Origin of the sequence: Amycolatopsis sp. NPDC051758 (assembly GCF_044453095.1) — a bacterium.
In the GTDB taxonomy this organism is placed as follows: domain Bacteria; phylum Actinomycetota; class Actinomycetes; order Mycobacteriales; family Pseudonocardiaceae; genus Amycolatopsis.
In genome coordinates, this window is record NZ_JBITCJ010000017.1 from 30,749 (window position 1) to 45,059 (window position 14,311).

15 protein-coding genes are annotated in these 14,311 nt (G+C 70.7%); 7 read left to right on the top strand and 8 right to left on the bottom strand.

From position 1 onward, the window contains the following. Positions 1-2: 2 nt before the first annotated feature. Entirely contained in the window at positions 3-746 is a 744-nt protein-coding gene (locus ACIA5G_RS48120; protein WP_395936213.1) for an SDR family oxidoreductase, read from the bottom strand. Between the two features lie 83 nt (positions 747-829). Here ACIA5G_RS48120 and ACIA5G_RS48125 point away from each other — a divergent pair, with 83 nt between their 5' ends. Both ACIA5G_RS48125 and ACIA5G_RS48130 read left to right on the top strand, forming a co-directional pair. Continuing rightward, the gene (locus ACIA5G_RS48125) at positions 830-1,420 is read left to right on the top strand and encodes a TetR/AcrR family transcriptional regulator (RefSeq protein ID WP_395936215.1); all 591 of its coding nucleotides are present in this window, start codon (positions 830-832) and stop codon (positions 1,418-1,420) included. A gap of 257 nt (positions 1,421-1,677) precedes the next feature. After that, a complete protein-coding gene (locus tag ACIA5G_RS48130) occupies positions 1,678-3,294 on the top strand; it encodes an L-lactate permease (protein ID WP_395936483.1) in 1,617 nt (538 codons plus the stop codon). Here ACIA5G_RS48130 and ACIA5G_RS48135 read toward each other — a convergent pair. From ACIA5G_RS48135 to ACIA5G_RS48155, 5 genes are all read right to left on the bottom strand, one after another. Next, the gene (locus ACIA5G_RS48135) at positions 3,275-3,913 is read right to left on the bottom strand and encodes a nicotinamide riboside transporter PnuC (RefSeq protein WP_395936217.1); all 639 of its coding nucleotides are present in this window, start codon (positions 3,911-3,913) and stop codon (positions 3,275-3,277) included. The genes ACIA5G_RS48130 and ACIA5G_RS48135 overlap by 20 nt on opposite strands. Positions 3,914-3,968: 55 nt before the next feature. Then, positions 3,969-4,682 carry an MOSC domain-containing protein gene (locus ACIA5G_RS48140; RefSeq protein WP_395936219.1) on the bottom strand — a complete coding sequence of 238 codons (714 nt, stop codon included), beginning with the start codon at positions 4,680-4,682 and terminating at the stop codon, positions 3,969-3,971. Positions 4,683-4,757: 75 nt separating this feature from the next. After that, the gene (locus tag ACIA5G_RS48145; RefSeq protein ID WP_395936221.1) at positions 4,758-5,534 is read right to left on the bottom strand and encodes a hypothetical protein; all 777 of its coding nucleotides are present in this window, start codon (positions 5,532-5,534) and stop codon (positions 4,758-4,760) included. A 305-nt stretch (positions 5,535-5,839) separates the two neighbouring features. Next, entirely contained in the window at positions 5,840-7,060 is a 1,221-nt protein-coding gene (locus tag ACIA5G_RS48150; protein WP_395936223.1) for an ABC transporter permease, read from the bottom strand. After that, positions 7,057-7,965, bottom strand: a complete 909-nt coding sequence (locus tag ACIA5G_RS48155; RefSeq protein WP_395936225.1) for an ABC transporter ATP-binding protein — start codon at positions 7,963-7,965, stop codon at positions 7,057-7,059. Before ACIA5G_RS48155 ends, ACIA5G_RS48150 begins: the two co-directional genes overlap by 4 nt. 120 nt (positions 7,966-8,085) lie before the next feature. Here ACIA5G_RS48155 and ACIA5G_RS48160 point away from each other — a divergent pair, with 120 nt between their 5' ends. The 5 genes from ACIA5G_RS48160 to ACIA5G_RS48180 all read left to right on the top strand — a co-directional run bounded on the left by ACIA5G_RS48160 (position 8,086) and on the right by ACIA5G_RS48180 (position 12,987). Next, positions 8,086-9,297 carry a PucR family transcriptional regulator gene (locus ACIA5G_RS48160; protein ID WP_395936227.1) on the top strand — a complete coding sequence of 404 codons (1,212 nt, stop codon included), beginning with the start codon at positions 8,086-8,088 and terminating at the stop codon, positions 9,295-9,297. 183 nt (positions 9,298-9,480) lie between these two features. Then, positions 9,481-10,404 carry an ACP S-malonyltransferase gene (locus ACIA5G_RS48165; RefSeq protein ID WP_395936229.1) on the top strand — a complete coding sequence of 308 codons (924 nt, stop codon included), beginning with the start codon at positions 9,481-9,483 and terminating at the stop codon, positions 10,402-10,404. After that, on the top strand, positions 10,401-11,384 hold the full coding sequence (locus ACIA5G_RS48170) for a beta-ketoacyl-ACP synthase III (RefSeq protein WP_395936231.1): 984 nt from the start codon (positions 10,401-10,403) through the stop codon (positions 11,382-11,384). Before ACIA5G_RS48165 ends, ACIA5G_RS48170 begins: the two co-directional genes overlap by 4 nt. Positions 11,385-11,461: 77 nt before the next feature. After that, positions 11,462-11,707, top strand: a complete 246-nt coding sequence (locus tag ACIA5G_RS48175) for an acyl carrier protein (protein WP_037820481.1) — start codon at positions 11,462-11,464, stop codon at positions 11,705-11,707. A gap of 29 nt (positions 11,708-11,736) precedes the next feature. Then, on the top strand, positions 11,737-12,987 hold the full coding sequence (locus ACIA5G_RS48180; RefSeq protein ID WP_395936233.1) for a beta-ketoacyl-[acyl-carrier-protein] synthase family protein: 1,251 nt from the start codon (positions 11,737-11,739) through the stop codon (positions 12,985-12,987). 51 nt (positions 12,988-13,038) lie between these two features. Here the strand turns inward: ACIA5G_RS48180 and ACIA5G_RS48185 are convergent, their stop codons facing one another. Both ACIA5G_RS48185 and ACIA5G_RS48190 read right to left on the bottom strand, forming a co-directional pair. Beyond that, positions 13,039-13,632 carry a hypothetical protein gene (locus tag ACIA5G_RS48185; RefSeq protein ID WP_395936235.1) on the bottom strand — a complete coding sequence of 198 codons (594 nt, stop codon included), beginning with the start codon at positions 13,630-13,632 and terminating at the stop codon, positions 13,039-13,041. Positions 13,633-13,702: 70 nt separating this feature from the next. Continuing rightward, entirely contained in the window at positions 13,703-14,206 is a 504-nt protein-coding gene (locus ACIA5G_RS48190; RefSeq protein ID WP_395936237.1) for a DUF3145 domain-containing protein, read from the bottom strand. Positions 14,207-14,311 lie beyond the last annotated feature (105 nt).

Below are 14,311 nucleotides of genomic sequence, written 5' to 3' on the forward strand. Positions count from 1 at the left end.
GGTCAGACCTGCGCCTGGCCGCCGTCGACGAAGAACTCGACGCCGTTGACGAAGCTCGACTCGCCGGTGGCCAGGAACAGCGCCGCGGCGGCGATCTCCGACGGGTCACCGACCCGGCCGAGCGGGACGGCCGCGGCCATCCCGGCCAGCAACTCCTGCTCCGCGCCGGGGTCGGCCAGGCCCAGCAGGCCCGGCGTGTGCGTCGGTCCCGGGGCCAGCACGTTGACGCGGACGCCCTTGCCCGCCAGGTCCAGGGCCCACGTGCGGGCGAAGTTGCGGACGGCCGCCTTCGTCGCCGCGTAGAGGCTCATTCCCGGCGCCACCCGCGTGGACGTCGTCGAGCCGGTGATGATGATCGAGGCGTTGTCGTTGAGCAGCGGCAACGCCTTTTGCACGGTGAAGACGACACCCTTGACGTTCGTGCCGAAGGTGGCGTCGAACTGCGCCTCGGTGATCTCGCCCAGCGGCTGGCTCACACCGCCGCCGGCGTTGGCCACGACCACGTCGAGCCCCTTCCCGCGCTCGGCGACGGCGCGGTAGAGCGCGTCGAGGTCGGCGAGGTTCGAGGAGTCCGCGCGGATCGCCTGGACACTGCCGCCGATCTCGGCGACCGCGTCGTCGAGGACCTCCTTGCGCCGCCCGGTGATGAAGACGTGCGCGCCTTCGGCCGCGAACCGCTTCGCGACGGCGAGCCCGATGCCGGTGCCGCCGCCGGTGACCACAGCTGTCTTGTCCTGCAGGTTCACGATGCTCCTCCGAGTTCTTGACTATCTCGTCCAGAACGTACGCCGTTCTGGACGAGATAGTCAAGAATGGGTAGGCTGGCCCCATGGCGAGACCCCGGAGCTTCGACGAGGCCGCGGTGCTGCGCGCCGCCCGGGACAAGTTCTGGTCTTCCGGCTACGCGGGCACGAAGGTCGACGACATCGCCACCGCCACCGGCCTCGGCAAAGGCAGCCTCTACGGCGCCTTCGGCGACAAGCACGCGCTGTTCCTGCGCGTCTACGACGACTACTGCACCGAAGCCGCCGAGGGGACACGACGGGCGCTGTCCGGCCCGGACAGCGAGGCCTACGAGCGGCTCCGCGAGCACGCCCTGGGGATCGCCGAAGCCACCGCGGCGGACCGCGACCGGCGCGGCTGCCTGATCGCGAAGAGCACGGCGGAGTGCGCGCAGCACGACGAAGCGATCGCCGCCCGCTCCGAGCGGGTGTTCCAGGAGCTGAAGGACCAGCTGACGGACTGCATCGCGGCGGCCCAGCGTGCCGGTGACATCGCCGCCGACCACGACCCGGCCCACCTGGCGGGCCTGCTGCTGGCGGTCAACCGCGGCATCGAGGCCCTCGGCAAGGGCGGCTCCAGCCCCGCCGAGCTCCACACGATCGCCGAAACCGCCCTCGCCCTGCTCCCGAAGCCGTAACCCGCGTGATCAGAGCCGTATCTCGCGTGATCAGAGCCGTCATCAACGTGATCGGGCCCGGAACCCGCGAGTTCCGCCCCCGATCACGCGAGTCACGTCCCGGATCACGCGAGTTCCGGGTTACCGGCTGACCGATTGGTCCGTGTGGCGTCAAGTTCTTGACGTAACGAGTGGTTTGTGAGGAGGATCACGGGCACTCCGCCGAAAGGCCGTTTTCGCATCGTGGAAAACGGAGGTCGCCCGTGTTCGTGCAGGCCCTGTTCATTCAAGACGTGACTCCCCTCGGTTCTCTTGGCCTGTCGGCGCTTGTCGCCGTGCTGCCCCTGGCCACCGTCCTCGTCCTCCTCGGCGCCGTCCGGATGCGGGCGCACCACGCCGCCCTGATCGGGCTGCTCGTCGCGCTCGTCGTCGGGATCGCCGCGTTCGGGATGCCGATCGTCCAGGCCGTCTCCGGCGCGCTGTCGGGCGCCGCGTTCGGGCTGTGGCCGATCATGTGGATCGTCGTCAACGCGCTGTGGATCTACCGGCTCACCGTGCGGACCGGGCACTTCGACGTGCTGCGCCGCTCGTTCGGCCGGATCTCCGACGACCCGCGCATCCAGGCCCTGATCATCGCGTTCTGCTTCGGGGCGCTGATGGAGGCGCTGGCCGGGTTCGGCGCGCCGGTCGCGATCAGCGCCGTGATGCTGGTGGCCGTCGGCTTCCACCCGGTGAAGGCCGCCGTCGTCGCGCTGGTCGCGAACACCGCGCCGGTCGCGTTCGGCGCCATGGGCACCCCCGTCGTGACGCTCGCCCAGGTCACCGGGCTGCCGCTGGAGCAGGTCTCCTCGATCGTCGGGCGCCAGACGCCGCTGCTCGCCCTGGTCGTGCCGCTGCTGCTGGTGATCATCGTCGACGGCAAGCGCGGCCTGAAGGACACCTGGCTGCCCGCGCTGGTCTGCGGGGTCGCGTTCGGGCTCGTGCAGTTCCTGGCGTCCAACTACGTCTCGCCGCAGCTGGCCGACATCGGCGCCGCGCTCGCCGGCGCGGCCGCGCTGGTGGCGCTCCCCCAGACCCGCCGTCCGGTGCCGGAAGCCGTCCGGATCGGCGGGAGCACCGGCGGGACGGCGACCGCCGAAGCGCCGCCGGAGGACTCGCGCAACGACGTCGTGAAGGCCTACCTGCCCTACCTCATGATCATCGTGATCTTCTCCGTCGCCGTGCTGCCGCCGGTCAAGAAGCTGCTCGACAAGGCGACGTGGAAATTCCACTGGCCCGGGCTGAACGTCGCCGCGCCGAACGGGAAACCGGTGTCCGGCAACACCTTCTCGCTGCCGTTCCTCAACACAGGCGGCACCCTGGTGCTGCTGGCGGGCATCATCACGACGGCGTTGCTGGCCGTGTCGGCGAGCGGCGCCGTGAGCGAGTGGCTGGCCACGGTGAAGGAGCTGCGGTTCGCGATCCTCACCGTCACCGGGGTGCTCGCGCTGGCCTACGTGATGAACCTGTCCGGCCAGACGAGCACGATCGGCACGTTCATCGCGGCCGCCGGCGCGGGCCTGGCGTTCCTGTCCCCGGTGCTGGGCTGGTTCGGCGTCGCCGTCTCGGGTTCCGACACGAGCGCGAACGCGCTGTTCGGCGCGTTGCAGGTGACGGCGGCGAACAAGACGGGCCTGCCCGCGGACCTGCTGGCCGCGGCCAACAGCTCCGGCGGGGTCCTCGGCAAGATGGTCTCGCCGCAGAACCTCACCATCGCGTGTGTCGCGGCCAACCTGCCCGGCGAAGAGGGCAAGCTCCTGCGGAAGGTGCTGCCGTGGAGCATCGGGCTGCTGCTCGTGATGTGCCTGATCGTGTGGGGTCAGAGCACACCGGTGCTCAGCTGGATGCTGCCATGACGTCCCGGGCGGCGACGCTCTGCTTCGCCGACCGGTTCCAGCTCCACCAGCCGTGCACGACGAGCCCGGCGAAGACGATGTAGATCGCGGCCGAGAAGTACAGCCCGGACGAGATCTGCAGCGGCACGCCGATCGCGTCGACGACCAGCCAGACCAGCCAGAACTCGACGAGCCCCGCACCCTGCGCCCCGAAGGCAACTAGTGTGCCGACGAAGATGGCGGCGTCCGGCCAGGGCGCCCACGACGCGTGCAGCGCGTCGAGGACCAGCGCCATCACGGTGGTGCCGACGACGAACGCGCCGAGCATGGCCAGCCGTTCGACGAGCCGGCCCTGCCGCACGACCACGCCGAACACCGGGTCCTGGCGGCGCGTCCAGGCCCACCAGCCGTAGACGGAGATGGCGAGGATGGCGACCTGCCGGGCGGCGAGCCCGCCGAGGTGCGCGGAGACGTAGACGGCGAACAGCAGCACGGTGGCCCCGACCTGCACGGGCCACGTCCACAGGGTGCGACGCTGCGCGAGGAACACGACCGCCAGCGCGAACACCTGCCCGGCGAGCTCCGCGATCGAGATCCACTGGCCGAGCACCGTGATCCCGTGGTGCAGCAAGAACTCCACGTCAGGCCCCCTTTCGTCCTACCGCTCCCAACATGCTCCGGGCGAAGTGAATTCCCTAGGAACTGTGAGCGGTGAGACATCCCGAGGCGTGGGAGTCGCCGACGCGCAGCGTGCCGCCGCGGACCACCCGGGCGTGCACGCCGAACTTCAGGTCGTTGGCTTCGGAAATCGTCTTCAGCAGGCCGGGTGCGGCCGGGAGCCCGGCCCAGGGCAGCTCGACCATCACGCAGCGGACGGCCCGGCGAAGGACTTCCAGCTCGACTTCGCCGATCCGGATCCGCTGCCCCAGCCAGGCCTCCTCGGCGAGCGCCGGTGCGGGGCCGGTGTCGAGCACGATGTTCGGCCGCAGCCGCCGCGCGTCGATCTCGACGCCGGGAGCACGTTCGGCCAGCCAAGCCAGCGACGACGTCGTCAGCAGGTGGACGGCGGCTTCGTCGTGGTGCGGGATCTCCGCCTCCCGGACGAGCCGGACGCCCGGGCGGGCCAGCGCGTTGGCGATCTCCCCGTGGACGGCGTCGCCGCGCACCGTGCGCCCGTCCGGGAGGGTCACCACCGGCACGTCGCCGTCGTACCGCGCGGCGAAGGTGTGCAGGCCCGCCATCCGGCGGAACCGGCGGGTGTTCTTGCCGCTGCCGAACTTCCCGTCCGGATCGCGGACCGCGTACAGCCGGTCGCCGTCGAGACCGCGCTCGCCGAGCTTCGCCTCGGTCAGCCGCTGCCCCGTCATCGACTTGACCGGGTAGCGCCACAACGCCGTCACGACCCCCATCACCCCAGCGTAACGGGAACGGGCCCGGCGGCTTCCTCGTCCGCCGGGCCCCGTCCCGTCACCTCGTCCCGCTGCTCAGACCTGCGGACGCGGGGTGCCCGCCGGCGGGGTCGGGGTGTTGTCGGCGCCGACCGGCACCCGCGGGGGCGCGCTCGTGCCCATCTCGCCGGTCCGCTGGGCCGGCGTCTCGGCCAGCTGCTGCTGCATGTTCGCCATCCAGCCGCGCCAGCGGTCCTGCGCCGGCTTGATCAGGCCGCCGCCGAAGCCGACGACGATGACACCGCCGATGGTGGCCAGCACGGCGATCAGCACCGGGCCGGTGATCGCGGTCGCGATGTTCACCTGGCCGAGCGCGGCGATGATGCCGAACGCCATGATCAGCCAGTAGGCGCCGGTGGCCAGGTAACGGCCGGCCGGGCGGCCCGACATCGCCGACGAAACGACGTCACGCACGACCTTCGCGATGGCCGCGGCGACCACGATCAGCACCAGCGCGACCACGATCCGCGGCAGGAACGCGATGATGTCGTTGAGCAGCTGGCTGACCGGGTTGGTCGGCCCGAACACACCGAACGCCAGCTGCAGCGCGATCAGCAGAATGAAGTAGTAGACCAGTTTCACGAGGATCCCGGCCGCGTCGATCTTCTGCTGGCCGATGCTGCCGGAAAGGCCGGTCTTCTCGATCAGCTTGCCGAACCCGACCTTTCCGAGGACGAGACTCAGCCCTTTCGAGACGGCTTTCGCGATCAACCAGCCGATCAGCAGGATGATCAGGAAACCGACGAGTTTCGGGACGAACGTGGCCACCAGGTTCCACGCCTGCCCCAGTCCGTCCTTGAGTTGCTGGCCCATGTCGACTCCCTCTTGGTGTTTCGCACCGAATCGCGCCGCGATTCGGGTGGTGCGCGCTGTTGTGCACCGGATCGTTGATCAGGTACCCAGCGGCGGCAACTCGTGCGCCCCACGATCGAGTGAGACGACTGGCGCGCGAAGATCGTTGGTGGCCATACTGGTTCTACCGGTGGGGACCGGGGAGACGAGGCCGTCCGGCGCAGCGTAAACCGCAAGCGCCGGGCGGCCTCGAGCATTTACCGGGTATACAAATCCGGCCCCCGGAAGCCGAAGCTCCCGAGGGCCGGATGAACAGCCGAAGAACGTCAGGCAGCGCGCAGGGCGTCCCGCAGTTTCACCTTCGCGCCACTGCGCATGACGGCGTTGCGGTAGATCCGCGCGGCGAGCCAGATCAGCCCCGGAATCAGCAGCACCACCAGCCCCACCGACAACACGGCTTCCCAAACCGGCACCCCGCCCATCGCGAGCCGCATCGGCATCAACGTCGGCGAGAACACCGGAATCACCGAAAGCACTTCGACGAACGTGTTGCCCGGATCCGACGGCAGCACGGAAATGCCGACCACGTACCCGGCGATCACGAACATCAGCGCCGGCATCGTCGCGCCCGCGACGTCCTCCTGGCGCGAAACCAGCGCACCGAGCGCGGCGAACACGATCGAGTACATGAAGAACCCGAGCAGGTACCAGACGATCAGCCACACGACCGTGCCGACGGCCGCCGAAACGGAAATCGTGAGCACGCCGGTCGCCAGTCCTGCGATGATGCCGCCGGCGCCGATCACCACCATCTGGATCAGCCCGACCACCCCGATCCCGAGCACCTTCCCGGCCATCAGCTGCCACGGCTTGATCGTCGACAGCAGCAGTTCGACCACCCGCGACGTCTTCTCTTCGACGACGCCCTGGGCGACCCCCTGGCCGTTGATCATCAGCGAGAGGTAGATGAGGACGCCGGCGACGATGCCCAGCACGAGCTGCTGGCCGTTGTAGTCGTACGGCTTCTCCAGCGGCGGGTCCTCGACGAACGTCGCGGCCGCGACGGCGGCCTCGAACCGGGCCGGGTCGCCGCCCAGCGCGGTGATCTGCTGGTCGAGCGCGACCTGGCGGGACAGCAGCTGCAGCACGTTCGCGAGCTTGCCGTCGAGGTCCTTCTTCACCTGGACGTGCACGCTCTTGCCGTCGCCGGTGAGCAGCGCGTCGATCGAACCGTCGGCCAGCTTCGCGCGCCCGGCGGCCTCGTCGGCGACCTGGGTGGTCTCGATGGACTCGTCGACCGCCTTGCCGCCGGCCTGCAGCGGCGCGGCGAACGCGGCGGTCGCCGGGGTGTAGCCGACCTTCGAGTCGGCGCCGCCACCACCGGTGAACAGCTTGATCAGCACGATGCCGACCACGATGAGCAGCAGCATGATCACGGTGCTGACGCGGTAGGCCTTGGACGTGACCCGGGTGGTGATCTCGCGGGAGGCGACCAGGCCCACCGCGGCGGCCGGGCTCATCCGGACGTCCGGGAGCGGAGTACTCATGCCGGGACCTCCTCGGTCGTGACGACGGAACGGAACAGGTCGGCCAGCGTCGGCTGCTCGCGGGCGAATTCGCGCACCGGCCCGGTGGCCAGCGCCGCCTTGAGCACGTCCTGGTCGTCGGCGCCCTCGCCGAGCTCGAGCTCGGTCACCGTGCCCTTGCGCCCGAGCACCTTCACGCCGGGCAGGCCGTCGGCCCAATCGTCGCCGGCCGCAGGAACGTCGACCCGCAGCCGTACGGCGCCGCCGGAGCGCAGCTCGCCGACCGTGCCGACCTCCACCATGTGTCCACTCCGGACGATCCCGACGCGGTCGCAGAGCCGCTCCACCAGGTCGAGCTGGTGGCTGGAGAACACGACCGGCACCCCCTCGGCGGCCTTTTCGCGGAGCACCTGGCTCATCACGTCCACCGCGACCGGGTCGAGGCCGGAGAACGGCTCGTCGAGCACCAGGATCCGCGGCTCGTGCGCCAGTGCCGCGGCCAGCTGGACCCGCTGCTGGTTGCCGAGGCTGAGCTTCTGCACTTCGTCGTCACGGCGCGCGGCGACCCCGAGCCGTTCGGTCCACTTCTCCGCCGACGACCGCGCGTCGGCCGTGGACATGCCGTGCAGCCGCGCGAGGTAGGTCAGCTGCTCGGCGACCTTCATCTTCGGGTAGAGGCCGCGTTCTTCCGGCATGTACCCGATGTGGCGCCGCGTTTCGTGCGTCACCGGCTCGCCGTCGTAACGCACTTGCCCGGCGTCGGCGGAAAGCACGCCGAGTGCGATCCGCATGGTCGTGGTCTTGCCGGCGCCGTTGCTGCCGACGAAGCCGAACAATTCGCCCGGCCGGACGTCGAAGGTCATTTCGCGCAAAGCGACTACGTCGCCGTAGCGTTTGGAGACCGCGTCGATCTCTAAACCGGTCATTCCGGTTCCCCCATTCCTGTGGTACCGCTCGATCCTAGGCAGTACGTCCACGCACCGCATACCGTCCGGCGTTGCCGTCCGGGGCTACGAAAGTTGCGGGCCACGTAGGATCGGCTCGAAATGGCCGAACCCACCACACGGCGTGTGCCGAAGCATCACGGACTGTCCGCGAAGACGCTCCGGCGGCTCGAGCACGCGTCCGGCAGCCTGGCGAGCGCGAGCATCGCGGTGATGGAACGCCGGCTGCCGTGGTTCGCCCGGCTGCCCGCCGACCAGCGTGCGAGCGTCCTGCTGATCACGCAGGCCGGCGCCGCCGGTTTTGTCAGCTGGCTCCGGGACTCGAAGGAGGCCCTGAAGCTCACGACCGAGGCGTTCCGCGACGCGCCGGCCGAGCTTTCGCGGTGGGTCAGCCTGCGCCAGGCGGTCGGCATGGTGCGGCTCGCCATCGAAGTCTTCGAAGAGCAACTGCCGGAGTTCGCCGCGAACGAAGCCGAGCGGGCGGCCCTGATCGAAGGAATCCTGCGCTACGGCCGGGAAATCGCGTTCGCGGCGGCGAACTCCTACGCCGCCGCGGCGGAAGCGCGCGGCGCGTGGGACGCCCGGCTGGAGGCACTGGTCGTCGACGGCATCGTCCGTGGGGACGCCGAAGAGTCGGTGCTCTCGCGCGCGACGGCGCTGGGCTGGGAACCGTCCGCCGCGGCGACGGTGCTGGTGGGCAACCCGCCGTCGGAGGACCCGCCGACGGTGGTGTTCGAAGTCCGCAGCCGCGCCGCCCGCGTCGGCCGTCCGGTGCTGCTGTCGGTGCAGGGCTCCCGGCTGGTGGTCGTGGTGGGCGGGCCGACCGAGGGTGGCGTGAAGGAACGCGAAATCCTTTCCAAGATGTCGGTGGCGTTCGCCGACGGCCCGGTGGTCGCGGGCCCGACCGTGGCGACGCTCGCGGAGGCCCACCACAGCGCGACGGAGGCGCTGTCCGGGCTGCGCGCGGTGGTCGGCTGGCCGGGCGCGCCCCGCCCGGTCCGCTCGGCGGACCTGCTCCCCGAGCGCGCGCTGTCGGGCGACGCGGAGGCGGAACGCCTGCTGGTGGACACGATCGCCCGGCCGTTGGAAGAGGCCGGCCCGACACTGCAGCGCACGGTCGAGGCGTACCTCGAGGCCGGCGGGGTGCTGGAGACGTGCGCGAAGACACTTTTCGTCCACCCGAACACCGTCCGGTACCGCCTGCGGAAGGCCGCCGACCTGACGGGCTGCCAGCCGACGGATCCGCGGGACGCGCTGGTGCTGCGGATCGCGCTGACGGTGGGCCGGCTGGCCCGCGCCCGCGGCCTCTGGTGACGCTCCGGCGAGAGCCCCGTCACGTGATGGACTTAACAGCGAAAGGTGATTGAACCCGACAAGGCTTCCGGGTTACGCGCGAGGTTCTCCGGCGCGTCTTTGGAGGGTTCCGACAAAGACGTCGCACAGACACTGTGAGCGTCGGCATCACGCCGAAGCACCGCGAACGTGTTGTCTTAGAGGGTGACAGCAGCAGTCCTCGCTCCCGGCCAGGGGTCCCAGGCCCCCGGTATGTTCACGCCCTGGCTCGACCTCGACGGCGCGCGCGATCGTGTCGCCCAGTGGTCCGAGCGCGCGGGGCTCGACCTGCTCCGCCTCGGCACCGAGGCGGACGCCGAGGAGATCCAGGACACCGCGATCGCGCAGCCGCTGATCGTCGCGCTGTCGCTGCTCACCTTCGAGCACCTCCAGGCCACCGCGCCGGTCCCCGCGGACGCGCCGGTCGCCGGGCACTCCGTCGGCGAGCTCGCGGCCGCCGCGATCGCCGGGGTGCTGAAGCCCGAAGACGCCGTCGCGCTCGCCGCCGTCCGGGGCGCCGAGATGGCGAAGGCGTGCGCGCTGGAGCCGACGTCGATGGCCGCGGTCATGCTCGGGGACCCCGAGCAGGTCGTCGCGTGGCTGGAAGAACAGGGCCTGACCGCGGCGAACCGCAACGGAGCGGGGCAGATCGTCGCCTCCGGTGCCGCCGACGCCATCACGAAGATCGTCGCCGAACCCCTCGAAGGCACGAAGATCCGCGCCCTCAAGGTCGCCGGCGCGTTCCACACGCAGTACATGGCGCCCGCCGAAGAGGCGTTGCGCGCCCACGCCGCCGAGCTGACGCCGGCCGACCCCACCCGCCCGCTGCTGTCCAATGCGGACGGCACGGTCGTCACCAGCGGGGCCGAGTACCTCGACCGGCTGGTCAAGCAGGTCACCCGGTCGGTCCGCTGGGACCTGACGATGGACGGCCTGGTTTCGCTCGGCGTCACCCGCACCGTCGAACTCGCGCCCGCGGGCACGCTGACCGGCCTGGTCAAGCGGCAGCTCAAGGGCGTCGTGACCACTACCACCGCGCTGAAGACGCCGGCCGAGCTGGCGGCGCTGCGCCAGGAGGACGCTTCGTGACCGACCGACCGGCCCTGAGCCTCAACCCGGGCTCCCGCGGCAGCCGTGTGCTGGGCGTCGGCAGCTACCAGCCCGAGAAGATCGTCACCAACGACGACCTCTCGAAGATCATGGAAACCAACGACGAGTGGATCCAGACGCGTGTCGGGATCATCGAGCGCCGCTTCGCCGAGAAGGACGAGCTGCTCACCGACATGGCGGTCGCCGCCGGCACCGCCGCACTGGCCGACGCGGGTGTCGACCCGTCCGAAGTGGACACGGTCATCCTGCCGAACTGCACGATGCCGACGCAGATCCCGAACGCCGCCGCGCAGGTGGCCGCCCGGATCGGCATCCCGAACCCCGGCGCGTTCGACCTCAACGCCGCGTGCGCCGGCTTCTGCTACGGCCTGGGTGTCGCCTCGGACCTGGTCCGCGCGGGCTCGGCCAAGAAGGTGCTCGTGATCGGCGCGGAGAAGCTGACCGACTCGGTCGACCCCACCGACCGCGCGAACGCGATCATCTTCGCCGACGGCGCGGGCGCCGCGGTCGTCGGCGCGTCCGACGAGCCGCAGATCGGCCCGGTCTCCTGGGGCAGCGCCGGCGACCTGGTCGACCTGATCGGGATGACCGAGGAGAAGTTCATCTACCAGGAGGGCCAGTCGGTCTTCCGGTGGGCGACCACCCAGATCGCGCCGATCGCCATGCGCGCGCTCGAGGTCGCCGGGCTGAAGCCGTCCGATGTGGACGTGCTGATCCCGCACCAGGCGAACCTGCGCATCGTCGAGGCGATCGCGAAGAAGCTGCGGGCCAACGGCGCCCGTGACGACATGGTCGTCGCCGACGACATCAGGTACTCCGGCAACACCTCGTCGGCGTCCATCCCCCTCGCGCTGGACCACATGCGCAAGGCCGGGACGGCGAAGTCCGGCGACGTGGTGCTGGCGGTCGGGTTCGGCGCGGGCCTGTCCTACGCCGGGCAGGCGTTCGTCTGCCCCTGATCCGCCCGTTACGCTCCCCGCGGGCACTCGCCCACGGGTACCAAGACCCCAAGTAACACCGAGAAGGGAACTACCCCATGGCTGACAACACTGAGATCCTCGCCGGCCTCGCCGAGATCGTCGAAGAGGTGGCCGGTGTGGCTCAGGACGACGTCACCGCCGAGAAGTCGTTCGTGGACGACCTGGACATCGACTCGCTGTCGATGGTCGAGATCGCCGTGCAGGCCGAGGACAAGTTCGGCGTCAAGATCCCGGACGACGAGCTGGCCAACCTGAAGACCGTGGGCGACGCGGTGAACTACGTGTCGGCCAACTCCAAGTAGGTCCTCTCCGCCACTTTGAGGAGACTCGCATGAGCAACATCGACGTCGTGATCACCGGTCTCGGCGCCACCACACCGCTCGGCGGGGACGTCACGTCCACCTGGGACGGTCTGCTGGCCGGGGCGAGCGGGGTCCGCCGGATCGAGGAGGACTGGGTCGAGGAGCTCGGGCTCCCGGTCAAGATCGGCGGCATGCTGGCCGTCGATCCTTCCGAAGTCCTGCCGCGGGTCCAGGCCCGCCGGCTGGACCGCTGCGAGCAGGTCGCGCTGATCGCCGCCCGGCAGGCGTGGGCCGACGCCGGGTACGCCGAGCCGACCGACGAGCACACCGACGTGGACCCCGACCGCCTCGGCGTGTCGATCGGCACCGGCGTCGGCGGTCCCGTCACGCTGCTCACCCAGAACGACCTGTTGCACCAGCAGGGTCTCCGCAAGGTGTCGCCGCTGACCGTGCCGATGCTGATGCCGAACGGCCCGGCCGCGCACGTCGGCATCGACCTGAAGGCACGGGCCGGGGTGCATTCGCCGGCCTCGGCCTGTGCTTCGGGCGCCGAAGGCATCGCGAGCGGGGTGGAGATGATCCGCTCCGGCCGCGCCGACGTCGTGGTCGCCGGGGGTGCCGAAGCGTGCATCCACCCGATCACGCTGGCCGGGTTCGCCCAGGCCCGCACGGTGTCCACCCGCAACGACGACCCGGGTGCGGCGTCGCGCCCGTTCGACGCGAACCGGGACGGCTTCGTCCTCGGTGAGGGTTCCGGCGTGGTCATCCTGGAGCGCGCGGACCTGGCGAAGGCGCGCGGCGCGCGCGTCTACGCAACGATCGCCGGGCACGGCATCACTTCCGACGCCTACCACATCACCGGCAACCACCCCGAGGGCATCGGCCAGATCGCGGCGATGCGCGCGGCGATGAAGATGGCCGGGGTGACCCCGGCGGACGTCGGGCACGTGAACGCGCACGCGACGTCCACTGTGGTCGGTGACATCGGCGAGGCGGCGGCGATCCGCAACGCGGTCGGGGAGCACCCGGTCGTGACGGCGCCGAAGGGCGCGCTCGGCCACCTCGTCGGCGGCGCCGGCGCGGTCGAGGGGATCATCACGATCCTGTCGCTCTACCACGGCATCGTGCCGGCGACCCTGAACCTGACCGACCTGGACCCGCGGGTGCAGCTGGACGTCGTTTCGGGCGAGGCGCGCAAGGTCGAGCTGACCGCGGCGATCAGCAACTCGTTCGGGTTCGGCGGGCACAACACCGCACTGTTGTTCACCCCGGCGGCCTGAGCGCACTGACGAACGAGAAGGGGCCCGGCTTCGGCCGGGCCCCTTCTCGTGTCAGCACTTTTCGTGTTCGGGCTGCGGCCCCTTGTCGACGGAGTCGATCTTCAGCGACGCCTTCTCGACGATCACCGGCAGCACCAGCCGCCACTTGATGCACGGCTCCGGGAAGAACAGGGGCGCGTCCTCGCGGTCCTGGACGCTGGTGAACCCGACCAGGACCCGCAGCGACGTGCCGGAGCCGCGCTCGATCCGGTAGACGAGCGCGTCACTGTCCTTTGTGGTGCGGACGCCGTTGCGCCAGGCCGTCTGCGACTGCTCCGCGACGCGCTGGGCGCTGACCACGGAGATCCACAGCGGGTACTGCTTGGTGTTGATGGCCTGGAAGTACTGCTGCAGCAGCTTGCGGACGGCGTCGGCCTGGGGGTGGGCCCGCGCGTCGTCGGTCATCTCGACGGCGTCCGCCGCGACCGGTGCGCCGCCGCTGGCCGAGGACGGCGCCGGCGCCGGCGCGGACGTGTCGTCGGCGGGCTGGTCCGGCCGGCGGTAGAGCTCGCGCGCGAGCAGGCCGGCACCCACGGTCACGGAGAGCACCACGACCACGACGGGCACCAGCCAGCGCTGGCGGGAGCTGGGGGCGGGGGCGGTCACGCCGGAAAGCGTACCGGCCCGGCGGTGTCCCCGTCCGGCCTGCTGCGGGCAGGCCGGGCGGGTTCGCCGATCAGCCCACCTGGTGCAGCCAGGTCACCGGGGCGCCGTCGCCGGCGTGACGGTAGGGCTCGAGCGCCTCGTCCCAGCTCGCGGCGAGGAGTTCGTCGAGCTTGTGCGCGAGGGACTCACCTCCGCGGGTCATCGCCACGAGCGCGCGCAGCTGGTCTTCGCCCACCACGATGTCGCCGTTGGCGCTCGTCCGCCCGTGCCAGAGGCCGAGGCCGGGCGCGAAGCAGAACCGCTCGCCGTCGAGGCCCGCGCTGGGCTCTTCGGTGACCTCGAACCGAATCATCGGCCACGCCTTGAGGGCGGACGCCAATCTGGCGCCGGTGCCCGCGGGCGCGCGCCAGCCGCATTCGGCGCGAAGCTGACCCGGACTGGCCGGCTGCGCCGTCCACTTCAGGTCAACGCGGGCACCCAGGGTGCCCGAAATAGCCCACTCGACGTGCGGACACACCGCAGGCGGCGACGAGTGGACGTACACCACACCTCGGGTGCTGCCACGGGTGCTCACTGCTACCTCCGCTTGTTGCTCGACGAGGGACGTCTTCCCCTACGCCCTGACATCGAGCTGCAGCGCGGCCTCAGTGCGGCTCCCGAATACCGCCTCCGATGCGTT

Coding starts and splice junctions, on each gene's coding strand:
- ACIA5G_RS48125 (WP_395936215.1), top strand. CDS start 830: ATGGCGAGACCCCGGAGCTTCGACGAGGCCGCGGTGCTGCGCGCCGCC.
- ACIA5G_RS48140 (WP_395936219.1), bottom strand. CDS start 4,682: ATGGGGGTCGTGACGGCGTTGTGGCGCTACCCGGTCAAGTCGATGACG.
- ACIA5G_RS48145 (WP_395936221.1), bottom strand. CDS start 5,534: ATGGGCCAGCAACTCAAGGACGGACTGGGGCAGGCGTGGAACCTGGTG.
- ACIA5G_RS48150 (WP_395936223.1), bottom strand. CDS start 7,060: ATGAGTACTCCGCTCCCGGACGTCCGGATGAGCCCGGCCGCCGCGGTG.
- ACIA5G_RS48155 (WP_395936225.1), bottom strand. CDS start 7,965: ATGACCGGTTTAGAGATCGACGCGGTCTCCAAACGCTACGGCGACGTA.
- ACIA5G_RS48160 (WP_395936227.1), top strand. CDS start 8,086: ATGGCCGAACCCACCACACGGCGTGTGCCGAAGCATCACGGACTGTCC.
- ACIA5G_RS48175 (WP_037820481.1), top strand. CDS start 11,462: ATGGCTGACAACACTGAGATCCTCGCCGGCCTCGCCGAGATCGTCGAA.
- ACIA5G_RS48180 (WP_395936233.1), top strand. CDS start 11,737: ATGAGCAACATCGACGTCGTGATCACCGGTCTCGGCGCCACCACACCG.